Consider the following 20,111-nt stretch of genomic DNA (forward strand, 5'->3'; position numbering starts at 1 on the left):
TGATGCAGGCAGAGATCAGTGTTTGCGACGCTTCTTCTGTCTGTAGACGTCGATCACGACAGCCGCGACGATGATGAGGCCCTTGACGATCTCCTGGTAATAGGCATCGATCCTCAGGAAGGTGAAGCCCGATGTCATGACGCCGAGGATGATAGTGCCGATGACGGTGCCGGTGATGCGGCCTACGCCGCCGGTGAGCGAGGTGCCGCCGATGACGGTCGCGGCAATCGCATCGAGCTCATATCCGACGCCCATGCTGGCCTGCGCGGTTTCCGCGCGTGCCGCCGTGACGATGCCGGCGAGGCCGGCGAGCAATCCGGCGATCACATAGACCTTGACGAGATGCGCCTCGATGTTGATGCCGGAGACGCGCGCCGCCTGCGGGTTGGCGCCTATCGCATAGGTGAACTTTCCGTAGCGTGTGTAGCGCAGCGCAATATGGAAGATCAGCGCGACGACCAGGAAGACGACGACCGGCCAGGCCTTGGTGCCGATGAAGTGAAACTGCTCGGTGATCCCGGAAACCGGCTGTCCCTTGGTGTACCACTTCGCGACGCCTCTGGCCGACACGAACATGCCGAGCGTTGCGATGAAGGGCGGGATTCTCGTGTAGGCGATGAGTGCGCCATTCGCCAGACCCGCAGCCGCCCCGATCAGCAGGCCGACCATGATCGGCACGACAGCCGGCAGGTCGGTCAGCGAGGGGAAGACTGCCCGTCCCCAGGTGGAGGACTGGGCGAAGCTTGTCGCGATCATCGCGGTCATGCCGACGACCGAGCCGGATGAAAGATCGATGCCGCCTGTGATGATGACCTGCGTGACGCCGACGGCGATGATGCCGATGACCGAAACCTGGAGGATCATGATCGTCAGACGCTGCGAATTCATCAGAAAGCTCTGGCCGATGAACATCCAGCCGAGCGCTTCATAGATGAGTGCGATGCCGACGAGCACGAGGAAAATGCTGAGCTCGGTCGGTAAGCGCCGCCGCCGTTGCCGGGTTGCGAGCGGAGCCGCGCCCTCTGCTGCCTTGGTACTCATGTCAAACCTCCCTTGGGCGATTGCAGACCACGCATCACTGCGCAGCCAGCTCCATCACCTTGATCTGCGTTGCTTCATCGCGATTGAGAAAACCGGTCACGCGTCCCTCGTGCATGACCATGATGCGGTCGCTCATCCCGAGAACCTCGGGCATCTCGGATGAGATCATGATGACTGCCACGCCGTTTCGCGCCATTTCGGTGACCAGCCGGTGAATTTCCGCCTTGGCGCCGACATCGATGCCGCGCGTCGGCTCGTCGAGAATCAGGATTCGCGGATTGGTGAGCAGCCAGCGCCCGATCAGCACCTTCTGCTGATTGCCGCCCGAAAGATTTTCCACCCGCTCGTAGAGATTGGGCGTCTTCACCCGCAGCTTCTTTGCCATGTCTTCGCAGGTCGCCTCGATCGCGCCCTGCTGCACGAAGCCGCCCTTGACATATCTGTCCTGCAGAACGGCGATCTGCATGTTCTCGAGAATATCGAGGATCAGCAGACAGCCGGTATCCTTGCGGTCCTCGGTCAGGAACGCCATCCGGTTGCGGATGGCCTCGGTCGGCGAAGAAATCGTCACCGGCTTGCCGTAGAGCTCGATCGAGCCGGAGCTTGCCGGCGTCACGCCGAAGAGCGTTTCGGCGACATTCGACCGCCCGGAACCGACCAGACCGGCCACCCCGAGGATCTCACCGGCCCTTACCTCGAAGGAGACGTTCTTGAAGACGCCGTTGAGGCAGAGATCCTTGACAGAGAGTACGACCTCGCCGATCGGCACCTCTTCTTTGGGGAACATCTGGGTGATCTCGCGCCCGACCATCATGCGGATGATGTCGTCGCGGGTGACGTCGGTCGATGCATGGGTGCCGATATAGCGGCCGTCGCGGAACACCGAAAACTCGTCGGCGATCTCGAAAAGCTCGTTCATCTTGTGGGTGATGTAGACGATACCGATGCCCTGCGCCCTGAGGTCGCGGATAATGCGGAAAAGGTGCTCGACCTCGCGCTCCGTCAACGCCGAAGTCGGCTCGTCCATAATCAGCACGTCGGAATTATAGGAAACCGCCTTGGCGATCTCGACCATCTGGCGGTTGGCGACGGACAGATACCGGACCTCGATATCGGGATCGATTGATATATTGAGCCGGTCAAACAGCTCTTCGGTCATGCGATGCATCACGCCGTGATCGACGAAGCCGAAGCGATTCTTCGGTTCGCGGCGGATCCAGATATTTTCCGCGACCGTCATGAACGGCATCAGGTTCAGTTCCTGATGGATCATGGCAATGCCGTTCTCCAGCGCGTCGAGCGGAGATTTCAGCTGGATTTCGATCCCCTTCAGGCGGATATCGCCTTTATCGGGCGTGTAGATGCCGGCCAGGATCTTCATCAATGTCGATTTGCCGGCGCCGTTTTCGCCCATCAGCGCATGCACGGAGGCGCGCTTCAGCCGGAACTGTACGTCGTCGAGTGCGACGACACCGGGAAATTCCTTGCGAACCCCTTCGGCGCTCAACAGATATTCCGCATTCGGAACTGCGCCGCTTGCGCGCACGGCTGCCATGGTTGTCGGGCTGACGGCCATATCATCTCCTCCGGATACGGACAGGCTGAAAGGATGCGGGCATAGCCCGCATCCTGCTTGGCACTCGTCTCAGTTCTTGGCGACGAAGTCCTTGACGTTTTCAGGGGTGACGAGCTGGAAGGGAATGTAGACCTTCTTCTCGACCTTTTCGCCCTTGGCAAGTTTGAGCGCCGTATCGAGCGCGCCCTTGCCCTGGCCGGCGGCATCCTGGAATACGGTAACGTCGAGGTCGCCCGCCTGCATGGCGGCAAGTGCGTCCTGCGTGGCGTCAACACCGCCGATGACGACCTTGCTCATATCCTTGCCGGCTGCCTTCAGCGCCTGGATAGCGCCGATCGCCATTTCGTCGTTGTTGGAGATGACAGCGTCGAACTCGACGCCGCTGGAGAGCCAGTTGGTCATAAGGTCGGCGCCCTGAGTGCGATCCCAGTTGGCCGTCTGCTCTTCGACGATCTCGATGCCTTTGCACTCATCGGTCTTGATGACGTCATGGATATCCTGGGTGCGCATCCGCGCGGCCTGGTTGGAAAGCTCGCCCATGATAACGACGGCTTTGCCCTTGCCACCGAGAATGCGGCAGATTTCCTGGGTTTCCAGCGTGCCGGATTCCTGCTCGTTGGAGGCCACGAAAGCCTGCTTCTCGGGAAGCGTGTCGACATTGACCGGCTGGCGGTTGACGTAAACCAGCGGAATGCCGGCATCGGCCGCGAGCTTCGACATCGCCGTCGTCGCGTCGGTATCAACAGGGTTGACGATGATTGCATCGACCTTGGAGGCGATGAAATTCTGGATCTGGCTCTGCTGCTTGGAAACGTCGTTTTGCGCGTCTTCGACCTGCAGGGTGACGCCGCTCAGCGTCTTGGCGTAATCGGTCATGCCGTTGCGCAGAACGGTCAGAAAGTTGTCGTCGAATTTCGCCATCGAGACGCCGACGGTTTCCGCGTGAGCGGCCGCCGACATGACGAGCGCCATCGCAGTGCCCAGGATAAACTTTTTCATTTTACTTCCTCCACAAACGGTGCCCGGCTGCACCCTCCTCACGCCGGAGCTCCAGGCATTTTGCCCTGGAGCCGCTATTCGCTCGCGCCGCCTCTCCCGCAGCGTTCCGCAAAACGGAACAAACAAACCGTAAAATTTGTTCTTCGGAATATTCATTCCATTTTCTGGGAACGGCGTCAAGCCTCTTTAGCGGCGACGAGATATGGACCGGGCGCGCAATGCCACGGGCCTTATGCTCCGGCACCTGCATTCGCTGCATTGCGGAAGACGAAGGGAGCCTCCATCTATGACGGGGTCGAAGACAGGTGGACCGCCGCAGGCGCCTTCGATCTCTCGCTGCGGCCTGATTATTTGAAGTTTTTGGAGACAGGACAGATGTCCATTTCGATCTATCGCCTGACCGTTCCGATGTTTCAGCGGGGCCTCGCCAGCCTGAAAACCTATCTCGACAAGGCCGAAGCCTTTGCGAGGGAAAAGAATGTCGATCCCGCCATATTGATCGCTGCACGCCTTGCGCCGGACATGCTGCCGCTTTCCGGCCAGTATCAGCGTGCCAGCGACAGCGCCAAATTCACCCTGGCTCGGCTGACCGGCACCGACGCCCCGAAGTTCGAAGACAATGAGAAGACGTTCGACGAGTTGCGCGAGCGCCTGGCAAAGACCGAAGCCTATCTCGCCACATTTTCGGCGCAAGCGCTGGAAGGCGTCGAAGGCCGCCAGATCACCCTGCCGGGCAGCAGCGGCATCGTGCTTCCGGGTGACGAATATGTCACCACCTTCGCGCTGCCGAACTTCTATTTCCACGTAGCGACCGCCCACGCCATCCTGCGCAATCAGGGTGCGCCGATCGGCAAGCGTGATTATCTCGGGTAAAAGAGATCAGGGCCGGCGCGTCACCGGCCCTTTTTCTGTCAACTCGGTATAGGCAAGCGTCTGATCCAGATGCCGCGCCCTCAGCGACAGCAGCTTTTCGGCATATTCAAGCCGGGTGGCCGCATAGGCCGGATCAGCCGCGACATTGTCGAGCTCCATCGGATCGTCGCGAAGATCGAAGAGCAGCGGCGCCAGTGCGGTAAAATGCACATATTTGAACCGCGCATCGCGGATCACTGCGAGATTGCATTGGTTGGACCTCAGTCCGAAATGCCGTTCCGCCTCGCCGGCGGCGATATCACGGAAATCGAATTCCCAGAATGCCGCATCCCGCCATCCCGGCTCGCTCCGGCCGTTGACGAAAGGCATGAGCGACCGGCCGTCGAGTCCGTTTTTCGCCTCGATACCGAGCTTTTCGCACAATGTCGGAAAAATATCCGCGGCGCTGGTGAAATCGTCGACGATCCCGCCTGCGGCACCGCTTGCGGGATCGCGGATGACAAGCGGAACATGATAGCTGCCGTCGAAGAAGCCGCCCTTGCCGAGCGTCCAGTGATCGCCCGCCATCTCGGCGTGATCGGAAGTGAAGACGATAAGCGTATTCTCCCAGGCCCCCGCATCCTTCAGCGCCTGCCAGATGCGGCCGAGTTGCGCGTCGACCTCAGCTATCATGCCGTAATAGATCGCCCGGATCGCAGCGAAATCCCCGCCATTCCAGCCGCTGAGCGGCCCGGTGGCGCCGTGAATGAAATTGCCCCTGCCGGTGCGTGGCATGGCATAGGCGAGATAGGGATGACCGGCCTCTTCCGCTTGGGCATTTGTCGCGCGCGCAAAAGCCGGTCCGTCACTCGGCCCGAACATCCGGTTGAACGGCTCCGGCACGGAAAAAGGCGGATGCGGACGCAAAAAAGAGACATGCGCAAACCACGGCCCGTCCTGCTCGCTCATCCAGCGGATGAATTCGCCGGCCAGGAAAGCGGTCTGGGTCTCGTCGCGGGAATAGGCCGGCGTCGCATCGGAAATTTCGCCGGCCTGCGCACCGACGGGAATATGGATGTCGCGGCTGACGGCATGCGCGTGGCCACGCGACCTCAGCCAGGAGAGCCATTGTCTTTCATGCTCGGGCAGAAGCTGGCGGACCGTAAAGCCCGGCAATACGCCTTCATAGGTCGCCATATGCGGATCGCCGGCATCCATGCCGCGCGGATCGGGCGCCGTGTCGGTATAGCCGAACAGCGTCGGATCATATCCCGCCCGCCGCGCCGCCAGCGCCAGATTGTCGAAGCGGCTATCGAGCGGCGAACCGTTGCGGCAGACCCGGTGGTTCATCTGGTAAAGGCCGGTATAGAGTGTCGCCCGCGCCGGCGAGCAGGGTGCCGCCCCGGCATAGTGCCGTCGGAAAAGCATGCCCTCCCGGGCCAAGGAATTCGATATTTGGCGTTTTCACGCAAGCATGACCGACTGAAGACAGGCAGTCGCCGCGCCACTGGTCCGCCGTGATCAGCAGAATGTTCGGCCGGCGGCTGCTCTCAATTCCGGCGGGCTCAATTCCGGTTGGCTCAATGCTGGTTGGATCTTGCATGCCAGTTCCAGGCGGAGCGGATGATCTCGGACAGATCATATTGCGGCACCCAGCCGAGCACGTCGCGCGCCTTGTCGTTATTGGCGACCAGCGTATGCGAATCGCCCTCGCGACGGCCGATATATTCGACCGGGAACGGCCGGTTCGACACGTCCTCGATCGCGCCGAGCAATTCCTTGACGGTCGTGCCGGTACCGGTGCCGAGGTTGAGCGCAACGGACTCTCCGCCCTTCAAGAGATATTCGACGGCGCGCACATGCGCATCGGCAAGATCGAGCACATGGATATAATCGCGCACGCAGGTGCCGTCGCGCGTCTCGTAATCGCTGCCGAACACCTTGAAGCCCTGGCGGCGGCCGAGCGCGGCATCGATCGCCAGCGGGATCGCATGCGTCTCCGGCTGGTGCCATTCGCCGATCCGGCCTTCGAAATCGGCGCCGGCGGCATTGAAATAACGCAACACCACCGAGCGCAGGCTCTTATACTGGTCGTAATCGGCAAGCGCCTGTTCGACGATATATTTCGTCCGCCCGTAAGGGTTGATCGGCACCTGCCGGTGCGTCTCGTCGAGCGGCACGCTCTGCGGCAGGCCGTAGGTGGCGCAGGTGGAGGAGAAGACGAAGGCGTTGATGCCGGCGGCCTGCGCCGCTGAAAGCAGCGTCAAGGTGCCGATCACATTGTTCTCATAGAAGGAAACCGGATCCTTGACCGATTCGCCGACTTCGATCAGCGCCGCGAAATGCAGGATCGCCGCCGGCTTGTGCCTGGCCAGCACCTCGTCCAGTCGGGTGCGATCGCGAATATCGCCTTCCTCGGCCGGCCCCCATTTGACGAACTCGCGATGGCCGTTGGAAAAATTATCGAAGACGACAGGCTTGTAGCCCTTGTTCGCCAGGTCGAGGCATGTATGCGAGCCGATATAACCGGCGCCGCCGACCACAAGAACCGTTTCACCTGCCATGCACCACCCTTGTTGTTCCTGAAAGACGGGAGAAACCTAGACGAGATACACGGCAATAAAAAGAAGGAACTGCGACAGGCGTGAATAGCAATCGGTCAAATGCCGAACCGCCCGGCGCCCCGTACGATTTGTGCCGGATCCGCGATTCGTGAATTATTCGCGTGATTTGCATAACCGCCCGTTTTAAGGGCTCATGTGCAACGGTCCGCAGCAACCAGCCAAGGAGCGCGTGAATGAGGAAGGCATTGGTCGTCTGGGGCGGCTGGCAGGGGCATGAGCCGGAGCAATGCGCCCATATCGTCGCCGATCTCTTACGCGAGGACGGCTTTGCGGTCGAGGTGACCGGCGATCTCGGCATATTCGGATCTCCGACACTGGCGAAAGCAGATCTGCTGGTGCCGATCATCACCGGCGAAACGCTAGAGAAGCCGCATGCCGCCGCCCTGGTCGAAGCAGTGCGCGGCGGGCTGGGGCTTGCCGGCCATCACGGCGCGCTTGCCACCTCCTTCAAGGAAAGCGCGCCTTTCCGCTATGTCTCCGGCGTCACCTGGGTCGCCCATCCCGGCAACATCATCGACTTCCGCGTCGCCGTCACCCGCCAGGACGATCCTGTTATGGAGAGCATTCCCGACTTCGACTACCGTTCGGAGCAGTATTACCTGCATTACGATCCCACGGTCGAAATCCTGGCAACCACCACCTTCACCGGCGCATATGATCCGGCCTCCCGCAATGTCGTGATGCCGGTCGTCTTCAAGCGCCATTTCGGCGCCGGCCGCATCTTCTATTCCGCTCTCGGCCATGTCGCGGCCGAATTCGACCATCCCTACATGCCGCTGATCCTGCGGCGCGGCCTCAGCTGGGCCGCCCGCCGGTAGATTTGGGAAGGGTTTCGTCGAAGTCGCAAGACGACTGCCGGCAAGGCCGATCAGGCGCCTGGATTGCCGCTGACCATTTTGACACACGGGGTATTGGCAATCGCCTAACGCGCCGCTTTCAGCTGCAGGTCGTCCTTGGTAGGGGGCGCAACCCGCATCAGCCGCCCGGCTGCCTTCAGCTTCTCGATGAGATCGTTTCCGTCGGGCGAAGCCTTCGTCAGCTCCAGCTGCTCGAACTCCTTGAGCGCCTGCGCCCAATGGCTTTCCCCGCGCCCATCCGGCCGGCCTTCCAGTTCCCACAGCGAATAAGCGCGCTGGCTGACCCAAGCGTCCTTAGTGTGACTCATAACCAACCCCAGCCGAACAATTTTTGGAAGAAAATATCGATGGGCGACAAGGTGCCAAAGCGGGCTTTAGGAGTCGTTACGAGGCAGCGTTATTTTTTGGCTAACGGCCATGATTCGGCGAGACTAACCGCCGATAAAGTCATACGAATTCGCGATACCACGCTTGCGCCTCCTCTGACCTTGGACTGATTTGAATACCGGGTTAGGGTCGGCGCGAAACGACAGCGGTGACCCATGGCGGCAAAGACGACTCTCAACGCGAAGAACCTGGAAGCTCTCGGTGCACAACGTCTCGCCGAACTGCTGATCGAAATCAGCACCGGCAGTGCTGCCCATAAACGGCGGCTTCGCATGGAACTGGCCGGCAATCAGGGCAGCACCGAGGTCGCGCGTGAGATCCGCAAGCGCCTCGGCAGCATCGCACGGGCGCAGAGCGTCATCGAATGGCATAAGGTAAAAACCGTCAATGCGGACCTCGAAACGCAGCGATCCGCGATCGTCACCGTCGTGGCCGCCGACGATCCGAAGGAAGCGTTCGATCTCATCTGGCAATTCCTTGCCGTTGCCGATTCGATTTTCCACCGATCCAACAGCAACGACATCGCCTTCCTCGAGACGTTCCATCAGGCATGTGCCGATGCCGGCGTCATCGCCAGCTCCGCGGGTATCGGTGCCGATGTCCTTGCCGACAAGGTCTTTACGGCGTTGCAGGATAACGACTACGGCCAATATGACCCGCTGATCGCCGAGATGGTTCCGGCGCTGGGCAAGGACGGCCTCGAACATTTGAAGGGCCTGCTGGTGCAATGGTTGAACGAAGCGGAGGAAGAGCCTGCCGACGCCGACAGGAAAATTCTCGACTGGGGCGGCAGCGGACTGAACGAGATCTATGCCAAGCATCGGCAACAGGCGGCGCGCATCGCTCTGCAGGACATTGCCGATGCCCAGGATGATGCCGATGCCTTCATCGCCCAGCAGCCGGAAGAGACCTTAAGGGCGCCGATGGTCGCGATCGCGATTTCCGACCGCTTGCTCTTGGCTGGACGCGCCGAGGAAGCATTAAGGATTTTGGACGGCGCCGATCACCGCGGACGGTTCGAAATGCCTTTTGAATGGCAGGACGCCCGCGCCGAAGCGCTCGACGCGCTCGGACGGGGGAGGAAGCGCAGGCCTATCGATGGCAATGCTTCGAGCAGTCGCTGAACGGTGAGCACCTTCGCGCTTTCCTGCGAAAGCTCGCCGACTTCGACGACATCGAGGCCGAGGAGAAAGCATTCGCCTTCGCGCACGGCTTTCCCGATGTTCATCGAGGCCTTGCCTTTTTCCTCGCCTGGCCCGCAGCTGCTGAGGCCGCGAAACTTATCTCCAGGCGCCAGGCAGAACTGGACGGCAACCTCTATGAACTGATGACGCCGGCCGCCGAAATGCTGCAGGAGAAACACCCGCTCGCAGCAACCATCGTGCTGCGCTCGATGATCGGCTTCGCCCTCGATTACGGCGGGTCCAGCCGTTACAGGCATGCCGCACGCCATCTGGCGGAATGCGCGTCGCTCGCGCCTCATATCGACGATTTCGGCAGCGCCCGGCCTCATGACGCCTATGTCGCCGAGCTGAAGCGCCAACATGGAAACAAGCATGGCTTCTGGAGCTTGATGCGTTAGGCCGGATAGCCGATTTCACGAACGGAAAGGACATCGCCATCAGGTGATTGACGCCACCTATGCCGAGAGCAGGCAGCGCCAAGCGTTCGGCATAAGACCCGTTCGCAACGAGGTTGTCATCCATGTCACAAGGACAGTTGTTACTATGTCTTCGGTATGAAGTTGGGAAAACTGGAGCGGGCGAAGGGATTCGAACCCTCGACCCCAACCTTGGCAAGGTTGTGCTCTACCCCTGAGCTACACCCGCTCAATCCGCATCGGTCCGGGGTAGTCGTTGGACCGTGGGCGCCGCCTCGTGGCGACGGGCGCTATATGGCCTAACGGATTTTCAAATGCAACAGGGAAATGACGAAGAGACGAAGAAAAATTCGTGCGGTCGCATGAGGCTGACGGGAAGGCCGCAAATGTGGGGGTAGAGCGTCGGTGGCGAAGATTGCCAAATGATGTGGACGGACTTAATCAGGACGCCTCGCTTTTCCTCGCCACCAACGGATTGCCCGATGCCCGAAAACACGCCCAAGACGAAAGACGATCTGTTCACCTTCCTTGACGGGCTCGGCATTGCCCATAAGACGGTCGATCACGCGCCTGTTTTCACCGTGGCCGAATCGGTTCGGCTGCGCGACGAGATCCCCGGCGGCCACACCAAGAATCTCTTTATCAAGGACAAGAAGGACAGGTATTTTCTGCTGACCGTGGAGGAGAATGCCGAGGTCGATCTTAAGCAGGTTCACACCCTTATCGGCGGCTCCGGCCGGGTTTCCTTCGGTAGGGCGGAGAAGCTGATGGAATATCTCGGTGTCGTTCCCGGTGCAGTCACCGCCTTCGGCGCAATCAACGATACGGCAGGAAATGTCACCTTCGTGCTCGATGCCGATCTGATGGCTGAGGAAACCGTCAACTGCCATCCGCTGTCCAACGACGCGACCACATCGATTGCAAGCGGCGACCTCGTCCGTTTCATGGAAGCGACCGGACATAAGCCGCTTGTCTTGAAAGTGACGTCCTGACATACGATTTTAGCGCTACAATGATGCCGGCAGGATCGGCGCGGCGGGAGATACCTATGAGCGGCAGCAACAACCCCTATAACGGTTCCTTCGGAAATCAGATGTCGGCAACGGCAAGCTTCGGCGCTCAGTCCGCACCGGCGGCGGCTGGCAGCTATATCACCGACACGACGACGGCGAATTTCGGCAAGGACGTCATCGAGGAATCGCGCAAACAACCTGTGCTGGTCGATTTCTGGGCGCCTTGGTGCGGTCCATGCAAGCAGCTGACACCGGTCCTGGAGAAGGTTGTCAACGAGGCCAAGGGCCGCGTCAGGCTGGTCAAGATGAACATCGACGACCATCCCTCGATTGCCGGCCAGCTCGGCATCCAGTCTATCCCCGCCGTCATCGCCTTCGTCAACGGCCGCCCGGCCGACGGTTTCATGGGTGCGGTGCCGGAAAGCCAGATCACTCAGTTCATCGACCGGATCGCCGGACCGGCCGGCGCCGATGAGGCGGCCGAAATCGAGGCCGTCCTGACGAAAGCGGCGGAGTTGCTTGCCGCCGGCAACCTCAACGAGGCCGCGCAGCTTTACGGCGCCGTCATGCAGGCCGATCCCGAGAACGCCAAGGCGCTTGCCGGAATGGCCGAGTGCATGATCGCCGCAAACCAGCATGAGCGGGCGCGCGAAACACTGACCGATCTGCCGGAGGAGCTCGCGAAGGATGCCGGCATCCAGGCGGTCTTGAAGAAGCTCGACCAGATCGAGGAGGCGCGCAAGCTCGGCGATCCCGTTGCGCTCGAGCGTGACCTGGCTGCCAATCCCGACAATCACGAAGCGCGGCTGAAGCTCGCCAAGATCCTCAATGTCGAAGGCCGGCGCGACGAGGCGGCTGAACATCTGCTTCAGATCATGCGCAAGGACCGCGGCTTCGACGATGATGGCGCGCGCCGCCAGCTGTTGCAGTTCTTCGAGGTCTGGGGTTTCAAGGATCCGGCGACGGTTGCCGCCCGCCGCAAGCTTTCGGCGATGCTGTTCTCCTAAGATTAGAATAACGGCCCTTGCGTTTTTAAGCGGGGGCACCACATTCTCGTCAGAACGGGCATGCCCGTTTACAAGAATGCGGGACGGTTTCATGCAAGTCGGTAATGCCAGATACCTGAAGCCGGGCGATCTGCCCGATGCCATCGCCGTCTTCCCGTTGCCCGGGGCCCTCCTCCTGCCGGCCGGACAGCTTCCTCTCAACATCTTCGAGCCGCGCTATCTGGCGATGCTGGATGCAGCCCTTGCCGGAAACCGGCTGATCGGCATGGTGCAGCCGGCGCTCGGCGACCATGAGGACAAGGGGCACGAGCCCAGTCTTGCTACCGTCGGCTGCCTCGGGCGAATCACCTCCTTTGCCGAGACCGGCGACGGGCGCTATATCGTGTCGCTGACCGGCGTCTGCCGTTTCCGGCTGCTCGAAGAGAAGGTAACCGGCAATCCGTTCCGCACCTTCCGGATCGCGCCCTTCATCGCCGACCTCTCGGCGGAGAACGAGGAGGAGGCGGTCGATCGCACCGCCCTGCTAACCGCCTTCAAAGCCTATCTCGATGCCAACAAGCTGGAAGCCGACTGGGAGAGCGTCGAGCGGGCTAGCAATCTGACGCTGGTCAATTCGCTCGCTATGATGTCGCCGTTCGGACCGGCCGAAAAACAGGCTCTGCTGGAGGCGCCCGATCTCAAGACGCGAGCCGAGACGCTGATCGCCATTACCGAAATCGTGCTGGCGCGGGTCTTCGGTGACTCCGACACGGTTCTGCAGTAAACTGCGGCCATGGACGAAAAACTGAGCCGCGTCGATCCGAAACTGCTGGAGCTCCTGGTCTGCCCGCTCTCCAAGGGCCCGCTTTCCTATGACCGCGAACACAATGAGCTCGTTTCGGAAAAGGCGCATCTTGCCTATCCGATCCGCGACGGCATCCCGATCATGCTGGTGTCCGAGGCGCGGCGCCTCGACGAGTAGCGCTTTTCATCCTTGTCTTTAGATCGTCTGGCCGGTCAGCAGGCGGGGGTTGTCCTTCGCCGTCGTTCCGGCCGCCTGGCCGATGAAGAAGGATTTGAGACGCGGCAGCCGGTCGACAATGCCGAGGCCGACATCGCGGGCGACGCGGATCGGCATTGCGTCGTTGGAGAAGAGCCGGTTCAGCACGTCGGTCGTCACACCCATGCGGAAGGTGTCGAAGCGCCGCCAGGTCTGGTATCGCTCGAGAATGTTGATCGAACCGATATCGAGGCCGAGGCGATCGGCTTCCACGACGGTTTCGGCCAGCGCCGCCACATCCTTGAAGCCGAGGTTCAAACCTTGTCCTGAAATCGGATGGATGCCGTGGGCGGCGTCGCCGGCAAGCGCGAAACGCGGAGCGACGAAGGCGCGGGCCAGCGTCAGGCCGAGCGGAAAGGCGCGCTTGTCGCCGATCACCTTCAGCGCCCCGAGCTTGTGGCCGAAACGGCGTTCCAGCTCTTCTTCGAAGACCAACTCGTCGGCGGCGACCAGCCGGTCGGCATCATGTGTGCGCTCGGTCCAGACCAGCGACGAGCGGTTGTTCCTGAGCGGCAGGATGGCGAAGGGGCCGGCCGGCAGGAAATGCTCCTCGGCGCAGCCCTCATGCGGCCGCTCATGTTCGACGGTCGCGACGATGCCGGACTGGCCGTAGTCCCAGGTGACGGTCCTGATGCCGGCGAGATCGCGCAGCTTCGAGCGTACGCCGTCGCAGGCAACCACCAGCCGGGCTTCCAGCGTCCCGCCGTCCGAAAGCGTAACGGTGGCATGGCTGTCCTCGGTTTTGAGCTCCGTCGCGCCGAGTCCGTGGCGGATGTCGATGCCGAGCCGTTCGCAGGTGCCGCGCAGGGCCGCGACCATGGCGACGTTGGGGATCATGTGTGCGAAGGGCCGGCCTTCGGCCACTTCGCCGTCGAAGGTGAGGAAAATCGGGCGCACCGGGTCGGAGGTTCTCGAATCGGTGACGATCATCTTGGTGATCGGCTGAGCTTCCGGCTCGATCTCGTTCCAGATGCCGAAGATTTCGAGCATCTTCACCGCGGCGGCGATGACGGCGGAAGCGCGCGCGTCGTTCTTCCACGCATGCTCGGGTGCGGCCTCGACCACCGAGACTTTCAGATGCGGTGCTGCCTGCTTGACCGCAACGGCAGCGGAAAGGCCGACATAGCCCCCGCCCACAACCAGCATATCAAGCATCACGCCGCTCCCGTACCTTGTGCCTCAGATGTGATCTATATAGATCATCGCCACTTCACTTCCTACCGTCGGGAGACATACAAAATGACGCGCGAGACGACCGAGCCTTCGGCAATGGAGAGGCTGCTTGCGACACTCGACCTGGAACCGATCGAGGTCGATATCTTCCGCGGCCGCAGTCCTCAGGCCGGCTGGCAGCGGGTCTTCGGCGGGCAGGTGATCGGCCAGGCGCTGATGGCGGCGCAGCGCACCATCGAGGCTGAGCGTTTCGTCCATTCGCTGCATGCCTATTTCATGCGGCCCGGCGATCCCGCAGTGCCGATTATCTATCAGGTGGAGCGCATCCGCGACGGATCGAGCTTCAATACCAGGCGTGTCGTCGCGATCCAGCACGGCAGGGCGATCTTCGCGTTGTCGGCCTCTTTCCAGCTGGAAGAGCCCGGCTTCGACCACCAGATCGTCATGCCCGAGGTGCAGATGCCGGAGGCGCTGCTCGGCGAGCAGCAGATCAAGGAACAATATCTCGCGCATGCGCCGGAGGCGATCCGAAATTACTGGCAGCGTGAGCGGCCGATCGAAATCCGTCCGGTCTCGCTGACGCATTATTTTTCCGACAAGAAGCTCGACCCCAAACAGGACGTCTGGGTGCGGGCGACCGGGCCGGTTCCCGACGATCGGCGCTACCAGGCGGCAATCCTTGCCTATCTCTCCGACATGACGCTGCTCGACACGTCGCTTTATGCGCATGGTACGTCGATCTTCGATCAGAGCCTGCAGGTGGCGAGCCTCGATCACTCCATGTGGTTCCATCGGCCCTGCAGGCTCGACGACTGGCTGCTCTATACGCAGGATAGCCCGTCGGCTTCCGGCGCCAGGGGGCTGACACGCGGGAGCCTGTTTACCCGGTCGGGACTGCTCGTCGCCTCGGTCGCCCAGGAGGGTTTGATTCGTAAAAAGGCAAATGAATAAATAATAGGCATATTTCGAAATTTGGGCATTATTTGTGCGCTTATTGGTCAATCATCTGCCTGTTTATTGGCATCATCTAATTTAATCTTTATTTTTCAATAACTTATCTCGAGCCACGAATCTGGCACGTCCTTTGAATGTATATCGCCGGTCGCTGTTCAGGAACGTCAGCGGCAAGGAGAGTCGGCTCCGCGCCGAGGATAACGAAGGATGGGAAACCAGATGAAAATTGTGATGGCTATTATCAAGCCGTTCAAGCTCGATGAGGTCCGCGAAGCGCTTACGGCGATCGGCATTCAGGGCCTGACCGTGACCGAAGTGAAGGGCTACGGGCGCCAGAAGGGGCATACCGAAATCTACCGCGGCACCGAATACGCGGTCAGCTTCCTGCCGAAGCTCAAGATCGAAATCGCCGTTGCATCCGAACTCGTCGACCGGGCCGTCGAAGCCATCGCGGCGTCGGCCAAGACCGGCCAGATCGGTGACGGCAAGATTTTTGTCTATTCGATCGACCATGCCGTGCGCATCCGTACGGGCGAAACCGATTCAGAAGCGCTGTAAAGAACGGCAGACCAAGGAGCTTTTTTCAATGTCAATCTCGAAGTTTTCCTCCACCTTTGCGCGGGTTTGCGCAGCAACGGCTGCGCTTCTCGCGCCGGCGGTCGCTTTTGCCCAGGAGGCTGCGCCTGCCGCTGCTGCCGCCGCTCCTGCTCTGACGATGGACAAGGGTGACAACACCTGGATGCTCGTCTCCTCGGCGCTCGTGCTGCTGATGACCATCCCGGGCCTTGCGCTCTTCTACGGCGGTCTCGTCCGCGCCAAGAACATGCTCTCCGTGCTGATGCAGGTCTTCATGATTACCGCCGTCGTGGCGCTGATCTGGGTGACCTACGGCTATTCGCTCGCCTTCACCGACGGCGGCTCGCTGAACAGCTTCATCGGCGGCTTCTCCAAGGCGTTCCTTGCCGGCGTCAACACCTCGTCGCTCGTCGAAACCTTCTCGAAGGGCGTCGCCATTCCCGAATACACCTTCATCGTCTTTCAGATGACCTTCGCCTGCATCACGCCCGGCCTCATCGTCGGCGCCTTCGCCGAGCGCATCAAGTTCTCGGCCGTCATGCTGTTCGTCGTGCTGTGGGTCACCTTCATCTACTTCCCGATGGCGCATATGGTCTGGTTCTGGGGTGGCCCGAGCTCCTACACCTCGCCGGCCGGCCTGATCTTCTCCTACGGTGCAATCGACTTCGCCGGCGGTACGGTCGTTCACATCAATGCCGGTATTGCAGGCCTCGTCGGCGCCATCATGCTCGGCAAACGCACTGGCTATAAGAAGGAGATCATGGCTCCGCATTCGATGACGCTCACCATGGTCGGCGCATCGCTGCTGTGGGTCGGCTGGTTCGGCTTCAACGCCGGCTCCAACCTCGAGGCCAACGGCTACGCATCGCTTGCCATGATCAACACCTTCGTTGCGACGGCTGCCGCCGCCGTCTCCTGGTGCATCGTCGAAAGCCTCGCCCGCGGCAAGGCTTCGATGCTCGGCGGTGCTTCCGGTGCCGTCGCCGGTCTCGTCGCCATCACGCCTGCGGCAGGCTTTGCCGGCCCGATGGGCTCGATCGTTCTCGGCCTGATCGTCTCGCCGGTCTGCTACTTCTTCGTCGACGTCGTGAAGAACAAGTTCAACTACGACGACAGCCTCGACGTCTTCGGCGTGCATTGCATCGGCGGCATCCTCGGCGCTCTCGGCACCGGTATCCTCGTCAACCCGGCGCTGGGCGGTGCAGGCATCGTCGACTATTCGACGGCCGATTTCGCCGCCACCTATGCCGGCACCGCAACCCAGGTCCTGAACCAGGCAAAGGGCGTCCTGACGACGCTGCTGTGGTCGGGCATCGGTTCGGCGATCCTCTACAAGATCGTCGACGTCGTCGTCGGCCTGCGCGTGAGCGTCGAGGCCGAGCGGGAAGGTCTCGACCTTTCGACCCACGGCGAAGCCGCATATCATTCGTCTTGATCAAGGGGTTTGCGGCGCCTGGCAGAAGGGCGCCGCTTCACGGCCCGTCGCGGCTCTGACCATGAGCCGCCCTTGGCCCGAACCTTTCACGGTTCGGGCCTTTTTTATTTTAAACCGGGGAATACCTCTCCCTGCACGCATGGTTAACATCGCTTTAACCCGGCTCTGGTTAGGTAGAGCGGACGCATTTTGGCATGGCGAAGCTTCGGTGATTCGCATGCCCTCAGGCATTGGACGGGTTAGACACATGGCAAGAAGCACGTCGCCGGCGATGGATGGCCGTCCGGATCGGTTCTCCTTCTCGGCATTCATGCTGCGGCAGATCCAGGCGCTCATCGGCTTTGCGATCTTTCTGCTGCTGGCGTTCTGCGTCGCGGCGCTGGCGACATGGAACGTCGCGGATCCCAGCTATTCCTACGCCACCGCCAACCTGCCGACGAATATCCTCGGCTATAGCGGCGCGGCCTTTGCCGATATCGTCATGCAGTTCCTCGGGCTTGCCAGCGTCGTTTCGATGCTGCCGATCGTCGCCTGGGCGCTGACGATGATCTCGGGCCGCAGCTTCAGCCGCATTCCAGCCCGCATCGGCGCCTGGTTTGCCGGTTCGGTGCTTTCCTCCGCCGTCATCGGCTGTTTTCCGCCGCCGCTCACCTGGCCGATCCCGAACGGCATCGGCGGCGTCGTCGGCGATATGATCCTGCGGTTTCCGGCGCTCTTCGTCGGCGCCTATCCCACCGGCACCTTCGCCATGGTCGTCGGCTGCATCTTTGCCGTGCCGACCGCCTGGATGATGCTGTTTGCATCGGGCCTCGTCGGCCGCAGCGAAGCGGATGACGAAATCGAGGACGATTACGTCGAGACGACAAGCAAGGCGCGGGTCGTCGGCGACGAGGACGAGGAGGACGAGTCGCGCTGGGTCGCTTTCAGCGGCGCGATGACACATGCCTGGTACATGAGTCAGGGGCGGCTGCGCCGGCTCTTCGGCATGGGACCGCGCAAGCGGCGCCAGGGCGATTTCGAATCGCCCTATGATTTCAACGATGATGAGTTCGGCACGCTGAACGAACCGGTCCGCGCCAAGGCGCCCGCCGGGCGCGGCGAGCGCATGGAACCGTCGATGGAGCCATCAATGGGCGCAAGGGCGGCTTCGCCGCGGCGCGTCGTCGCCGCACCGTCGCTTTCCATCGACGAGGAGGATGAGGACGACGATCCGCCTTTCGATACCGACATGCCGCCGCGCCCGGCCGATATCCTGCCCGACGACGATGACGACGACTGGATGATCCGCGCACCGGCGAAAGCCGCCGGCAAGCCGGAGCCTCGCGTTGTGCCCGCGGCCGCACGGCCGAAACCCGGCGCCCGTGTCGAGCGTGAGGCGCAGGGTTCGTTCATTCGGCCCGAGGGTTTTCAGCTGCCCTCGATGCACCTGCTCGCCGAGCCGAGGAACGTGGTGCGCGATTCGACGCTGTCGGCCGACGCGCTGGAGCAGAATGCCCGCATGTTGGAGGGCGTGCTCGAAGATTTCGGCGTCAAGGGTGAGATCATTCACGTCCGTCCCGGCCCCGTCGTCACGCTTTACGAACTGGAGCCGGCGCCCGGCATCAAGTCGTCGCGCGTCATCGGCCTTGCCGACGATATCGCCCGCTCGATGAGCGCCATTGCCGCCCGCGTCGCCGTCGTGCCCGGCCGCAACGCGATCGGCATCGAGCTGCCGAACCAGACGCGCGAGACCGTCTTTCTGCGCGAATTGATCGCCTCCCGCGATTTCGACGGCAGCAAGGCCAAGCTTGCCATGGCGCTCGGCAAGACGATCGGCGGCGAAGCCGTCATCGCCGACCTCGCCAAGATGCCGCACCTGCTCGTCGCCGGCACTACCGGCTCGGGCAAATCGGTCGCCATCAACACGATGATCCTGTCGCTGCTCTATCGCATGACGCCGGAACAGTGCCGGCTGATCATGATCGACCCGAAGATGCTGGAACTCTCCATCTATGACGGCATTCCGCATCTGCTTTCGCCTGTCGTCACCGATCCGAAGAAGGCCGTCGTCGCGCTGAAATGGACCGTGCGCGAGATGGAAGAGCGCTACAAGAAGATGTCGAAGATCGGCGTGCGCAATATCGACGGCTTCAACACCCGCGTCGAGCAGGCCTTGTCCAAGGGCGAGGCGATCTCGCGCACGGTGCAGACCGGCTTCGACCGCCATACCGGCGAAGCAATGTACGAGACCGAGGAGTTCGACCTCAGGCCGATGCCCTATATCGTCGTCATTATCGACGAGATGGCCGACCTGATGATGGTCGCCGGCAAGGATATCGAAGGCGCCGTCCAGCGCCTGGCGCAGATGGCGCGTGCGGCCGGTATTCATGTGATCATGGCGACGCAGCGCCCCTCCGTCGATGTCATCACCGGCACGATCAAGGCGAACTTCCCGACCCGCATCTCCTTCCAGGTCACCTCGAAGATCGACAGCCGCACCATTCTCGGCGAACAGGGCGCCGAGCAGCTGCTCGGCATGGGCGACATGCTCTACATGGCGGGCGGCGGACGTATCCAGCGCGTGCACGGCCCGTTCGTCTCGGATGTCGAGGTCGAAGAGATCGTCTCCTACCTGAAGACGCAGGGCTCGCCGCAATATCTCGATGCGATCACCGCCGATGACGACGAGGATGGCGATTATGGCGGCGGTGGCGGCGGCCCTGCCGGCACGTCGAACCTTTCGGATTCGGAAGATCCCTATGATCAGGCCGTCGCCGTCGTGCTGCGTGACGGCAAGGCCTCGACCTCCTACGTGCAGCGCCGGCTCGGCATCGGCTACAACCGCGCCGCCTCGCTGATCGAGCGCATGGAGAAGGAGGGCATCATCGGGCCGGCCAACCATGCCGGCAAACGCGAAATCCTCGTTCCCACAGAAGACGACATCCTCGACCGCTGAGATAACAGCCATATATTTCAGATATGGCCGCTTTTGCGGAAAC

Annotated in this window: 16 protein-coding genes, 1 tRNA gene and 2 pseudogenes; 11 read left to right on the forward strand and 8 right to left on the reverse strand. The window is 61.5% G+C overall.

Annotated features, from left to right (window positions below; all coding sequences use genetic code 11):
* Window positions 1-15: 15 nt before the first annotated feature.
* From MHI61_RS24585 to MHI61_RS24595, 3 genes are all read right to left on the reverse strand, one after another.
* Window positions 16-1,041, reverse strand: a complete 1,026-nt coding sequence (locus MHI61_RS24585) for an ABC transporter permease (protein WP_239790934.1) — start codon at window positions 1,039-1,041, stop codon at window positions 16-18.
* 34 nt (window positions 1,042-1,075) lie between these two features.
* Complete coding sequence (locus tag MHI61_RS24590) at window positions 1,076-2,617, reverse strand: sugar ABC transporter ATP-binding protein (RefSeq protein ID WP_222141651.1); 1,542 nt, start codon at window positions 2,615-2,617, stop codon at window positions 1,076-1,078.
* Window positions 2,618-2,686: 69 nt separating this feature from the next.
* A complete protein-coding gene (locus MHI61_RS24595) occupies window positions 2,687-3,616 on the reverse strand; it encodes a sugar ABC transporter substrate-binding protein (protein ID WP_239790935.1) in 930 nt (309 codons plus the stop codon).
* Window positions 3,617-3,991: 375 nt separating this feature from the next.
* Between MHI61_RS24595 and MHI61_RS24600 the strand changes: the two genes are divergently transcribed.
* Window positions 3,992-4,489, forward strand: a complete 498-nt coding sequence (locus MHI61_RS24600; RefSeq protein ID WP_239790936.1) for a DUF1993 domain-containing protein — start codon at window positions 3,992-3,994, stop codon at window positions 4,487-4,489.
* Between the two features lie 6 nt (window positions 4,490-4,495).
* On the opposite strand, the pseudogene MHI61_RS24605 reads toward MHI61_RS24600, so the two are convergent.
* Window positions 4,496-6,071: pseudogene (locus MHI61_RS24605) on the reverse strand (alkaline phosphatase family protein).
* Window positions 6,049-7,032 (reverse strand): UDP-glucose 4-epimerase GalE, encoded by a 984-nt coding sequence (gene galE, locus MHI61_RS24610; RefSeq protein ID WP_239790937.1) that lies wholly within the window; start codon window positions 7,030-7,032, stop codon window positions 6,049-6,051. The pseudogene MHI61_RS24605 and the gene galE overlap by 23 nt, the downstream one beginning before the upstream one ends.
* 233 nt (window positions 7,033-7,265) lie before the next feature.
* Here galE and MHI61_RS24615 point away from each other — a divergent pair, with 233 nt between their 5' ends.
* A complete protein-coding gene (locus MHI61_RS24615; protein ID WP_239790938.1) occupies window positions 7,266-7,910 on the forward strand; it encodes a ThuA domain-containing protein in 645 nt (214 codons plus the stop codon).
* Between the two features lie 104 nt (window positions 7,911-8,014).
* Here the strand turns inward: MHI61_RS24615 and MHI61_RS24620 are convergent, their stop codons facing one another.
* Window positions 8,015-8,257: a DUF2934 domain-containing protein gene (locus MHI61_RS24620; protein WP_239790939.1), complete on the reverse strand. Its 243-nt coding sequence runs from the start codon at window positions 8,255-8,257 to the stop codon at window positions 8,015-8,017.
* A gap of 234 nt (window positions 8,258-8,491) precedes the next feature.
* On the opposite strand from MHI61_RS24620, the pseudogene MHI61_RS24625 reads away from it, so the two are divergent.
* Window positions 8,492-9,918, forward strand: a pseudogene (locus tag MHI61_RS24625) (DUF6880 family protein).
* 172 nt (window positions 9,919-10,090) lie between these two features.
* Here MHI61_RS24625 and MHI61_RS24630 read toward each other — a convergent pair.
* Window positions 10,091-10,165 (reverse strand) — tRNA-Gly (locus MHI61_RS24630).
* Window positions 10,166-10,418: 253 nt separating this feature from the next.
* Here MHI61_RS24630 and MHI61_RS24635 point away from each other — a divergent pair.
* The 4 genes from MHI61_RS24635 to MHI61_RS24650 all read left to right on the forward strand — a co-directional run bounded on the left by MHI61_RS24635 (window position 10,419) and on the right by MHI61_RS24650 (window position 12,917).
* Window positions 10,419-10,928: a prolyl-tRNA synthetase associated domain-containing protein gene (locus MHI61_RS24635; RefSeq protein ID WP_239790940.1), complete on the forward strand. Its 510-nt coding sequence runs from the start codon at window positions 10,419-10,421 to the stop codon at window positions 10,926-10,928.
* Window positions 10,929-10,984: 56 nt separating this feature from the next.
* The gene (trxA, locus tag MHI61_RS24640; protein WP_239790941.1) at window positions 10,985-11,956 is read left to right on the forward strand and encodes a thioredoxin; all 972 of its coding nucleotides are present in this window, start codon (window positions 10,985-10,987) and stop codon (window positions 11,954-11,956) included.
* Between the two features lie 76 nt (window positions 11,957-12,032).
* Complete coding sequence (locus MHI61_RS24645) at window positions 12,033-12,719, forward strand: LON peptidase substrate-binding domain-containing protein (protein ID WP_186007828.1); 687 nt, start codon at window positions 12,033-12,035, stop codon at window positions 12,717-12,719.
* Between the two features lie 9 nt (window positions 12,720-12,728).
* Window positions 12,729-12,917, forward strand: a complete 189-nt coding sequence (locus MHI61_RS24650; RefSeq protein ID WP_239790942.1) for a Trm112 family protein — start codon at window positions 12,729-12,731, stop codon at window positions 12,915-12,917.
* Between the two features lie 18 nt (window positions 12,918-12,935).
* Here MHI61_RS24650 and MHI61_RS24655 read toward each other — a convergent pair whose 3' ends face one another.
* Entirely contained in the window at window positions 12,936-14,150 is a 1,215-nt protein-coding gene (locus MHI61_RS24655; protein ID WP_239790943.1) for a ubiquinone biosynthesis hydroxylase, read from the reverse strand.
* 84 nt (window positions 14,151-14,234) lie between these two features.
* Between MHI61_RS24655 and tesB the strand changes: the two genes are divergently transcribed.
* The 4 genes from tesB (at window position 14,235) to MHI61_RS24675 (ending at window position 20,068) form a co-directional block, all read left to right on the forward strand.
* Complete coding sequence (gene tesB / locus MHI61_RS24660; protein ID WP_239790944.1) at window positions 14,235-15,119, forward strand: acyl-CoA thioesterase II; 885 nt, start codon at window positions 14,235-14,237, stop codon at window positions 15,117-15,119.
* 210 nt (window positions 15,120-15,329) lie between these two features.
* Window positions 15,330-15,680 (forward strand): P-II family nitrogen regulator, encoded by a 351-nt coding sequence (locus MHI61_RS24665; protein ID WP_003543684.1) that lies wholly within the window; start codon window positions 15,330-15,332, stop codon window positions 15,678-15,680.
* A gap of 28 nt (window positions 15,681-15,708) precedes the next feature.
* Window positions 15,709-17,133 carry an ammonium transporter gene (locus MHI61_RS24670; RefSeq protein WP_239790945.1) on the forward strand — a complete coding sequence of 475 codons (1,425 nt, stop codon included), beginning with the start codon at window positions 15,709-15,711 and terminating at the stop codon, window positions 17,131-17,133.
* A 247-nt stretch (window positions 17,134-17,380) separates the two neighbouring features.
* Window positions 17,381-20,068, forward strand: coding sequence for a DNA translocase FtsK (locus MHI61_RS24675; RefSeq protein WP_239790946.1), 2,688 nt, complete (start codon window positions 17,381-17,383; stop codon window positions 20,066-20,068).
* The last annotated feature ends 43 nt before the right edge of the window (window positions 20,069-20,111 follow it).

This window comes from Rhizobium sp. K102, assembly GCF_022385315.1.
Classification (GTDB): Bacteria; Pseudomonadota; Alphaproteobacteria; order Rhizobiales; family Rhizobiaceae; genus Rhizobium; species Rhizobium croatiense.